We start from the raw sequence: 9,357 nt of genomic DNA on the forward strand, positions 1-9,357 counted from the left end.
CCACCTGCACACCGTTCGGGATCACCCGCAACGACCCCACCTTGCCGACCGTCACACCCCGATACGTCACCTCGGCATTCGTGAAGATCCCACCCGAATCCGGGAAATCCGCCTTCACCGTGCAACCGGACGAGTCGAACAGCTTCTTCGTCAGCCCCACGTAGTTGGCCGACACGTAGCTGACGCCGACGAGCGTGATGATCAGGAAGAGCACCAGCTGGATCTGGGTGGAGCGACGCAGCACGGCCGGGTCACCGCCCCGCGCCGATGAGCATCGGCGGCAGCGAGTCGGTGGTCGTGCTCGTGTCCGGGACTGCAGGGGCCGACGCCGACGAAGCGGTGAGCTTGTGCTTGCCCGCCGTGCTGGTGTTGCCGTTGCACTTGATGATCCCGAGCCCGCAGAGCTGGTCCTGCAGGTTGAAGTTCAGATACAGGTGCAGGTTGGCGTAGTCGCCGCGCACGAACTCCCGGGTGAGCCCGATCGGGAAGGGGAACGAGCCGGCGATCTTCAGCATCTTCGGGAGGTTCGATCCGACCTGGGTCAGGTTGACCAGGGTCGGGTTGATCTCGCGCAGCGAACTGACGAGCTGGGTCTGGGTCTTGTTCAGGACGTCGGTGGCCGTCACCCCGAGGCTGCTGAGGCCCTCGAGCAGCTTGAGCAGCTGGTCCTTCTCGTCGGCGAGGATCTTCAACGCCTGCGGCATCGTGTTCAGCGTCGTGACCAGGACGTCGGACTGCTTGTTCAGCGTCTTCGACAGGTTGTCGACGCTGACCAGCGCATCGATGATGCGGTTCTTCTGGTCGTCCAGCGTCTTGGTGAAGTTCTGCAGCTCGCTCAGCAGCGACCGGACGTCGCTCTCGTGGCCGCGCAGGGCGTTGTTGAGCTCGGTCGCGATGATGTGCACCTGCTGGATGCCGCCGCCGTTCAGCACGAGCGAGAGGGCGCCGAGCACCTCCTCGACCTCCGGGGCCGACGCGGTGCGCGAGAGCGGGATCTGCGATCCGTTGTGCAGCTTGGTGGCCGAGGGCGCCGTGAACGGCTGCGACAGCTGGACGAACTTCTCGCCGAGCAGCGTCGTCTGCTGGATGGTCGCGCGCGCGTTCTCGGGCAGGTCGACGTCCCCGCGCACCTCCATCTTGACCTTGGCCGTCCAGCCGACCGCGTTCGCGCCGCCGACCAGCTGCGCGTCGCTCGCCTTGCTCAGCGAGATCGACTCGACCTTGCCCACGGCGACGTCGTTGACCTTGACGTTCGCCTGCGGCACGAGGTCGAGCACATCGCTGAAGTAGGCGGTGACGGTGTACGGGTGGTCGCCGACGTCGGTGCCGCCCGGCAGGTTCGTGCCGTAGATGCTGAAGCTGCACCCGCTCAGGGCGAGCGTGGCCCCGACGAGGCCGGCGACGAGACGCCCGCGCATCACTTGCCTCCGCCCGTGATCAGGCCACCGACCGGCGCGTCGTCGACCGCGGCGTGCACCGCCGGGACGATCTCGTCCTTCGACAGCTTCACCTGTCCGGCCGACTGACCGGTCAGGCCCTTGAGGTCCAGCCCGGGGATCGTCGGCAGGGTGAGGCCGCCCGGCAGCTTGCTGAGCACCTGGGTGCACGCCGAGTAGACCGGCGCGAGGATGTCGCCGAGCAGCGACTTCAGCTGGCCGGCGCTCAGGTCGGCGAAGACCTGGCACAACTGGCCGGGGTCAGTGAGCGAGGCCAGGTTGCCACGCGTGGCGATGACGCCGAGATCCGGCTGGTAGGCGTGCACGATGTTGGCCAGCGCGTAGGGCGCGATCGCCAGCGCCTCGTTCAACGACTGCTTCTCGCGCAGCAGGAGGCCGGTGACGCCCTCGAGGCCCTTGATGCCGGTGTGGAACTTCGCGTTGTTGGTGCGGACGAAGGTGGCGACGTCGTTCAGCGCGGTGCCGAGCAGCTTGAGCGCCTGGCCGAAGTCGGCCCGCTCGCCGGCCAGCTGGTTCGAGACGGTGGCCAGCTGCTCCTCGAAGTGGCGCACCGCGGCGTCCGACTGCTGCAGCGTCTGGGTGAACAGCTGCAGGTTCTTCACCGTGGCGAACAGGTCACCCTTGTTGTTCGCCAACGTCTGCGCCGCCTGCGAGAGCTTGTCGATGCTGGTGCCGATGGCCTTGCCGTTGCCGGTGAGGTTCGCCGCCGCGACGTGCAGCAGGTCCTGCAACGCACCGTTCTTGTTCGCGCCGTTCGGGCCGAGCGCTGGGGCGCGGTTGTTCCGCGCCTTGTAGATGTCGTCGCGCTCGGCCGGGCTCGACGTGCGGTTCAGCGGGATGTTCGCACCGGCCGGCAGCGTCGGGCCGCTGCCGGAGTACGGGGACAGCTGGATGTAGCGGTCGCTGACCAGCGAGTTCGCGACCTCGACCGCCGTGGCGTCCGAGGGCAGCTTGTACTGGTTCTCGACGTCCATGACGATGTGGACGCTCGCGCCCTTCGGCTTGACGCTCGACACCTCGCCGACGTCGACCCCGAGCACCTTGACCGGCGTGCCCGGGTAGACACCGATGCCCTCGTCGAAGTCGGCGCTGATCGACCGGGTGTCGTTGCCGGAGAGCACGAAGTACAGCACGCCGGCGACCAGCGCGACGACGACGACCGCGACGATGCCCTGGGTGGCCCTCTTCGGGAGCTTGGCCATGGTCAGATCCCCGTCAGGTTCTTGAGCAGGCCGGGCACGCTGAGGTTCGTGATGTAGTTGTCGAACCAGCGCCCGTTGCCGATCACGTTGTTGAACACCCGATAGAACGGGCCCAGCAGCGACAGGCCGCGGTCGAGCGTCTCCTGGTTCTTCAGCAGGAAGCTGGTCAGGTTGTTCAGCTCGTCGAGCAGCGGCCCGATCGTCTTCTCGTTGTCGTGGACGAAGCCACTGAGCTGCGTCGACAGTGCCTGCGTGTTCACCAGCAGCGAGTGGATCGCGTCGCGGCGGGCATTGAGCTCGTCGAGCAGCAGCCCACCGTCGGTGAGCAGCGCACGCAGGTCCTGGTCGCGGGCGGCCAGCACGCCGGTGACGTTCTTCGCGTGCTGCAGCAGGGTCTGCAGGGCCTGGTCACGGCTCGCGATGGTGGTCGACAGCCGCGACAGGCCGGTCACCAGGCCCTTGACCTCGGTCGGGGTGTCCTTGAAGTCCGAGGTCAGCGTCTGGAAGGCAGCCTGCAGCTTGTTCGTGTCGATCGAGTCGACGGTGTTGGTGAGCGCCGTGAACGCCGGGTACACGTCGAACGGCGACATGTTGCGGCTCAACGGGATCGTCCCGCCGGCCGGCAGCGCCTTCGAGCCGACCGAGTCGATGTCGAGCAGCTTCGATCCCAGCAGCGTCTTGATCTTGATGGTCGCCGCGCTCTGGTCGCCGATGAAGGCGTTCTTCACCGTGAAATCGACCGTCACCATGTCGTCGTGCAGGCTGACGCCGGTCACCTTCCCGACCTTGACGCCGGCGATCCGCACGTCGTCGTTGATCCGCAGGTTGGCCGACTCGTGGAACTGCGCGTGGTAGGTCGTGCCGCCGCCGATGAGCGGCAGGCTCTCGGCGTTGAACGCCGCCCAGAGCAGGGCGAGCAGCAGCACGAGACCGATGGCGCCGATCGGCGTCGGGTTGCGCGAGCTGAACGACTTGCCGATCTTCGGCGCCTTGCGCGTGGTCAGCGGGGTCGAGTTCACGCCGTCGCCGGCGCCGCCCTGCGGCGCCGCGTCCTGCGGCGGCACGGGGTTCGCCATCAGTTGCACCTCGCGTCGGTCGACTGCGTGTTCAGCGGGGCCTGCTGGCCGCTCGGCAGGGTGATGTAACCCGTCACGTCACACAGGTAGAAGTTGAACCACGAGCCGTAGCTGGCCGTCCGGATGAGCCCGGCGATGGTGGGCGGCAGCTCGGTGATGAGGTTCTGCAACCCGTTCGGGCCGGTCTGGTTGTCGTTCAGCACCCCGACCAGGCCGGTGAGGTCCTTGACGTCCTTCGCCAGCGGCGCTCGGGCGTCGGTGAACAGGTTCGAGGTGCGCGTCGTCAGCTGGTTGATGCCGACGATCGCCTGCCCGAGCTGGGTGCGGTCCTGCGCCAGGCCGGACACGAACCGGCGCAGCTGGACGATGAGGTCGCTGAGCTGGGCGTCGTGCGCGTCCAGCGTCGTGAGCGTCGTCGACAGGTTGTCGATGACGTCGCCGATCACCTGGTCCTTGTCGGCCAGCGAGTTGGTGAGGTCGGCGACGGTGCCGAACAGCGCCTGGATGGCGCCGCCCTCGCCCTGCAGGCTCTGCACGACCTCGTCCGAGAGCAGGTTGATCTGGTCGGCCGACAGCCCGGCGACGATGTTCTTGAAGCCGCCGAACAGCACGGTGAGGTCGAGCGCCGGCTGGGTCTGCTCGATCGGGATGGTGTCGCCGCTCTTCAGCATGGCGGTCGAGTCGCCGGCGCCCTGCGTGACGTTGAGGTAGCGCTGCCCGACGAGGTTCCGGTAGCGGATGGTGACGTTCGTGCTCTTCGGCAGCGGGCGGCTGCTGAGCACGTCGAAGGTCACCTCCGCCTCGCTGCGGCCGCCCTGCTTCGGGCGCACGAGCTGCACGCCGTCGACTGTGCCGACACGCACGCCGGCGATGCGGACGTCGTCGCCCTCCTGCACGCCGGTGGCGTCGGTGAACATCGCCTTGTAGGTCGTGGTGTCGCCGGAGATCGAGTTGCTGATGATGCCGGCGAGCACGAGCGTCGCGGTGGCCGTGACCACCAGGAAGATGATCAGCTTGATCAGCGGTGCGGCGAGGCCCCTCACTTGAGCACCACCGAGGTCCCGCGCAGCAGCGGTGCTGCGAGCACGGTCGCCGACGACGGCACCTTCGTCGCCGGCTCGCCGAGCGACTGGGCGATGATGCTGTTGACGATGACCTTCTCCTCCGGCGAGTTGAGGGCACGTGCCGCGTCATAGCTCGGCTTCGCCGCGCACGGGTCCTTCGTGAGCGCGGCGCCGTCGTTGAGGCACTTGTACTTGTCCGGGATCTGGAACGGCACGGGCGGGTTCGGCAGGCCGAAGCAGCTCGGCCCGTAGCCGGTCACCGTGCGCGGCTGCTCGCCGGGCTTGTACTTGCCGAGGCCGGTGGTGTCGATCGTGGCGCTGAGGTTGATCTGGTGGTCCTGGATGACCGAGGCGGCCAGGTCGTACAGGTGGGCGATGCCGTTCACCAGGCACTGCTGCTCGGGGGCGTACTGGTTCAGCAGCCGGGAGATCGAATCCTGGCTGCCGACGAGGCGGATGAGCCGTTCCTTGTTCTCGGCCAGGAAGCTCTGCAGCACCGACGACGTGTCGGTGGCCGTCGTGAGCAGCGAGTCGAGCGCCGCGCTCTTGGCGGTGATCGTCGTCGACGTCGTCTTGAGGTTGTTCAACGTGTCGAACAGCTGCGGTGCGACCGAGTTGTAGAGGTCGGCGTTCTGGCCGAGCTTGTCGAGATCGTCGGCCAGTTGCTGCGTGTGCGGGTTGAAGTCCTTGAGCAGCGAGTTGAGGTTGACGATCGTCTGCCCGAGCTTCGTGCCGCGTCCGCTCAGCGCCGTGGCGACGCTGGTGAGGGTGGCGTTGAGCTCGGCCGGCTTGACCGCCTGCAGGATCGGTAGGAGGTCACCGATCACCTTCTCGGCCTCGAGCGCGGAGGTCGAGCGGTCCTGCGGGATGACGTCGCCCTCGCTGATGTGCTGCGGGCTCGGGTTCGCCGGGATGTTCAGCGAGACGTACTGCTCGCCGAACAGCGTCTTCGGCAGGATCTGTGCCGTCACGTTCTTCGGGATGTCCTTGACCCGGCTCGGCTCGAGCGAGATCGAGACGACGGCCCCGTCACCCTTGGACTGGGTGCCCGTGACCGTGCCGACGATGATGCCGCGCAGCTTCACGTCCGAGGCCTGGATGAGCGAGTTGCCGGTGTGGTCGGTGTCGAGCTTGATGTCGACGGTCGGGGTGAACGCCTTGTTGTAGATGGCGATCGACAGGCCGATCAGGCCGACGAGCACTGCCAGGAAGACCACGCCCAGCAGGCGCTGCTTGATGACTCCTCCACGCTTCTCGGCCACGTCAACCCGCCAACCGGACGCTGGTGTTGGAACCCCAGATCGCGAAGGAGAGGAAGAAGTCGACGACGTTCAACGCGACGATCGCCAGGCGGACGGCACGGCCCACGGCCAGGCCCACGCCGGCGGGACCACCCGAAGCGGTGTAGCCGTAGTAGCAGTGGGTCAGGATCACGATGATCGCGAAGACGAGCACCTTGAGGAAGGAGAAGATGACGTCCTGCGGCGGCAGGAACAGGTGGAAGTAGTGCGAGTACGTGCCGGCCGAGTCGTGGAAGTAGTAGACGACGATCAGGTAGGACGACAGGTATGACGACAGCAGTCCGATGATGTAGAGCGGGATGACCGCGATGAAGCCCGCGATGATGCGGGTCGTCACGAGGAACGGCAGCGACGGCACGGCCATGACCTCGAGCGCGTCGATCTCCTCGCTGATCCGCATGGCGCCGAGCTGGGCGGTGAAGCCGCACCCCACCGTCGCCGACAACGCCAGGCCCGCGACCACCGGCGCGATCTCGCGGGTGTTGAAGAACGCGGTGATGAAGCCGGTGTAGGACGAGACGCCCAGGTTGCCGAGCGCCGAGTAGCCCTGGATGCCGACCTCGGTGCCGGTGAAGAAGCACATGACCGAGATGACGCCGACCGTGCCGCCGATGACGGCGAGCGAGCCGCTGCCGAAGACCACCTCGGACAGCAGGCGCAGCGTCTCCTTCTTGTAGCGACGCACCGTGCGCGGCGTCCAGGCCAGGGCGCGGGCGTAGAGCGAGAGCTGCTCGCCGAGGCCGTCCAGCGAGGTGAGCGGGACGTTGATCGCCTTCCGCGCGCTCGCGACGATGTCGGTGGCCATCAGGAACCCTTCGCCGGGACGACCTGGAAGTACACGGCCGTGATCACGAAGTTGACCATGAACAGCAGCAGGAACGTGATGACGACCGACTGGTTCACGGCGTCACCCACGCCCTTCGGACCGCCCCCGGCGTTGAGGCCCTTGTAGGCCGCCACGACGCCGGCGATGATCCCGAAGATCAACGCCTTGATCTCGCCGGTGTAGAGGTCGGGCAGTTGCGCGAGCGCCGAGAACGAGGCCAGGTACGCGCCGGGCGTGCCATGTTGCAGCACGACGTTGAAGAAGTAGCCACCGGCGACGCCGACGACGCAGACCAGGCCGTTGAGGGCGGTCGAGACCAGGACGCAGGCGAGCACGCGCGGCACGACGAGGCGCTGCACCGGCGAGATGCCGAGCACCTCCATCGCGTCGATCTCGTCGCGGATCTTGCGGCTGCCGAGGTCGGCACAGATGGCCGAGCCGCCGGCGCCGGCGATCAGCAGCGCGACGACGATCGGGCTCGCCTCGCGGATGATCGCGAGCACCGACGCGGCGCCGGTGAACGACTGGGCACCGATCTGCCGCGAGAGGTCACCGAGCTGGAGCGCGATGACCGCGCCGAACGGGATCGCGACGAGCGAGGTCGGGACGATCGTGACGCTGGCGATGAACCAGGCCTGCTGGATGAACTCGCGCGTCTGGAACGGACGCTTGAACGTCATCCGCCCGACGTCGAGGAACAGCGCGAACAACCGCCCGGACTGGCGGACGCCGCCGACAGGCGACAGGGATGGCATCAGTGTCCGCCCGGCTGCTGCGCGTAGGGCTGCGGGCGCACGACCTCGTACTCGTCCGGGTGCGGCTCGTACTGCTGCTGGGCGCCCTGCGGCTGCTGCTGGTGACCGCGGGCCTCCTCGGCCTCCTCCTGCGCGATGATGTCGCGGATCGCGCGCTGGGCCGCCTCGGGCAGCGTGTGCATCATCGCCTGGACGCGGGCACGGCGGCGGTGGATCGCGCGGCGCTCGGGCATGCCCGGCGAGGCGACCATCTGCGGCGGGATACCGGTGATGTCCTCGACGCCGCCGAGGTGGTGGCCCGACTCCATGAGCGCCTGCTCGGCCGCCATGGTCGCGGCGTCCTTCTCCTCGGACATGCCGATCGGGCCGTTCATGCGGCCGTTGAGGAACTGCTTGACGACCGGCTCCTCGGAGCTCAGCAGCACCTCGCGCGGGCCGAACATGACCAGCTCGCGACGGAAGAGCATGCCGAGGTTGTCCGGCACCGTCCGGGCCATGTTGATGTTGTGCGTGACGATGAGGAACGTGGCGTCCGTGGCCGCGTTCACGTCGAGGAACAGCTGGCTGATGTAGGTGGTGCGCACGGGGTCGAGGCCCGAGTCGGGCTCGTCGACCAGGATCACCTCGGGGTTGAGCACCATGGCCCGGGCCAGGCCGGCGCGCTTGCGCATACCGCCCGAGATCTCGCCGGGGAGCTTGCCCTCCGCGCCGGCCAGACCGACCATGTCCATCTTCTCCATGACGATGTCACGGATCTCCTTCTCCGTCTTCTTCGTGTGCTCACGAAGCGGGAAGGCGACGTTGTCGAAGAGGTTCATCGAGCCGAACAGGGCGCCGTCCTGGAACAGCACGCCGAACAGCTTGCGGGTCTCGTAGAGCTGACCCTCGGAGCAGTTCGCGATGTCGACGTCGCGGATGAAGATCGAGCCCTTGTCCGGCTTGAGCAGCCCGATGAGCGACTTCAGGAACACCGACTTGCCGGTACCGGACGGCCCGAGCAGGGCCGACACCTCGCCCGGCGGCAGCGTGAGGGTGACGTCGCGCCAGATGGTCTGCCGCCCGAAGGTCTTGGTCAGCTCGTGGACCGCAACTTCGACACCCACGTGGCGCCCCTCTCCATGTGATGCACGACGGTGACCCCGGACACACCGTCAACGACCGAAGGAAACAACGACTTGGACCAGGCGAGGTGACGCGGCTGGGTGATACCTCACAGGAACCCGACATCGCCGCGAAACAACGATACGTCACGGTTGTGGGTGACGTACGAATTGTTCCGGGCACTGCTGAACGGCTCTCAGTAGCTCGGTGCGGCCATGCTACCCGGCAGTAGCTTCCGGCTCACCTCGATCTTCCGGGCCCTCTATCGGCAGTCCGACGCCCGTCCTGAGCGGGGTGCATCGAGCCTGTGCGCGGGCGCCGGACGGGCTGTGCGGCCCCGCGTCCGGCCGGATGTTGATGCTCGCAGCGGGTCATCGCCCGGGACAGCCATCCAGGTCCGGACGCGGCGGGCCGGCCTCGTCCGACCAAGATGCCCTCCCCGACCTACGGCCCGGCCCGGGCATCAAGATCGGGGACAAGACGCCGAACGGGGCGGGCGCGGATTAGGGCCCCCCCAGGCGGGGGGAAAGGTAAATCTTGTAGGAGGGGGTAGCCTCGGGGTGGTTATTTTACCA

General features: G+C 67.4%; 9 protein-coding genes. All 9 read right to left on the reverse strand.

Translation table 11 applies throughout. The annotated features are described in order from the left end of the window. The coding region (locus ACTHMS_RS10360; protein ID WP_440306582.1) for an MlaD family protein at nt 1-214 on the reverse strand (214 nt) is incomplete at its 3' end. A 37-nt stretch (nt 215-251) separates the two neighbouring features. Next, complete coding sequence (locus tag ACTHMS_RS10365) at nt 252-1,418, reverse strand: MCE family protein (protein ID WP_440306583.1); 1,167 nt, start codon at nt 1,416-1,418, stop codon at nt 252-254. Further along, nucleotides 1,418-2,659 (reverse strand): MCE family protein, encoded by a 1,242-nt coding sequence (locus tag ACTHMS_RS10370; protein WP_440306584.1) that lies wholly within the window; start codon nt 2,657-2,659, stop codon nt 1,418-1,420. The genes ACTHMS_RS10365 and ACTHMS_RS10370 overlap by 1 nt, the downstream gene beginning before the upstream one ends. Nucleotides 2,660-2,661: 2 nt before the next feature. Then, nucleotides 2,662-3,735, reverse strand: a complete 1,074-nt coding sequence (locus ACTHMS_RS10375; RefSeq protein ID WP_440306585.1) for an MCE family protein — start codon at nt 3,733-3,735, stop codon at nt 2,662-2,664. Then, nucleotides 3,735-4,778, reverse strand: coding sequence for an MCE family protein (locus tag ACTHMS_RS10380; RefSeq protein ID WP_440306586.1), 1,044 nt, complete (start codon nt 4,776-4,778; stop codon nt 3,735-3,737). Before ACTHMS_RS10380 ends, ACTHMS_RS10375 begins: the two co-directional genes overlap by 1 nt. After that, nucleotides 4,775-6,061, reverse strand: coding sequence for an MCE family protein (locus ACTHMS_RS10385; protein ID WP_440306587.1), 1,287 nt, complete (start codon nt 6,059-6,061; stop codon nt 4,775-4,777). The genes ACTHMS_RS10380 and ACTHMS_RS10385 overlap by 4 nt, the downstream gene beginning before the upstream one ends. A gap of 1 nt (nt 6,062) precedes the next feature. Then, on the reverse strand, nt 6,063-6,905 hold the full coding sequence (locus ACTHMS_RS10390) for an MlaE family ABC transporter permease (protein ID WP_440306588.1): 843 nt from the start codon (nt 6,903-6,905) through the stop codon (nt 6,063-6,065). After that, nucleotides 6,905-7,681 carry an MlaE family ABC transporter permease gene (locus ACTHMS_RS10395; RefSeq protein WP_440306589.1) on the reverse strand — a complete coding sequence of 259 codons (777 nt, stop codon included), beginning with the start codon at nt 7,679-7,681 and terminating at the stop codon, nt 6,905-6,907. Before ACTHMS_RS10395 ends, ACTHMS_RS10390 begins: the two co-directional genes overlap by 1 nt. Continuing rightward, the gene (locus tag ACTHMS_RS10400) at nt 7,681-8,784 is read right to left on the reverse strand and encodes an ABC transporter ATP-binding protein (protein WP_440306590.1); all 1,104 of its coding nucleotides are present in this window, start codon (nt 8,782-8,784) and stop codon (nt 7,681-7,683) included. The genes ACTHMS_RS10395 and ACTHMS_RS10400 overlap by 1 nt, the downstream gene beginning before the upstream one ends. Between the last annotated feature and the right edge of the window lie 573 nt (nt 8,785-9,357).

It is taken from the genome of Jatrophihabitans sp., from assembly GCF_051960575.1.
In the GTDB taxonomy this organism is placed as follows: Bacteria; Actinomycetota; Actinomycetes; order Mycobacteriales; family Jatrophihabitantaceae; genus JBQCEE01.

Coding starts and splice junctions, on each gene's coding strand:
- ACTHMS_RS10365 (WP_440306583.1), bottom strand. CDS start 1,418: ATGCGCGGGCGTCTCGTCGCCGGCCTCGTCGGGGCCACGCTCGCCCTG.
- ACTHMS_RS10370 (WP_440306584.1), bottom strand. CDS start 2,659: ATGGCCAAGCTCCCGAAGAGGGCCACCCAGGGCATCGTCGCGGTCGTC.
- ACTHMS_RS10375 (WP_440306585.1), bottom strand. CDS start 3,735: ATGGCGAACCCCGTGCCGCCGCAGGACGCGGCGCCGCAGGGCGGCGCC.
- ACTHMS_RS10390 (WP_440306588.1), bottom strand. CDS start 6,905: ATGGCCACCGACATCGTCGCGAGCGCGCGGAAGGCGATCAACGTCCCG.
- ACTHMS_RS10395 (WP_440306589.1), bottom strand. CDS start 7,681: ATGCCATCCCTGTCGCCTGTCGGCGGCGTCCGCCAGTCCGGGCGGTTG.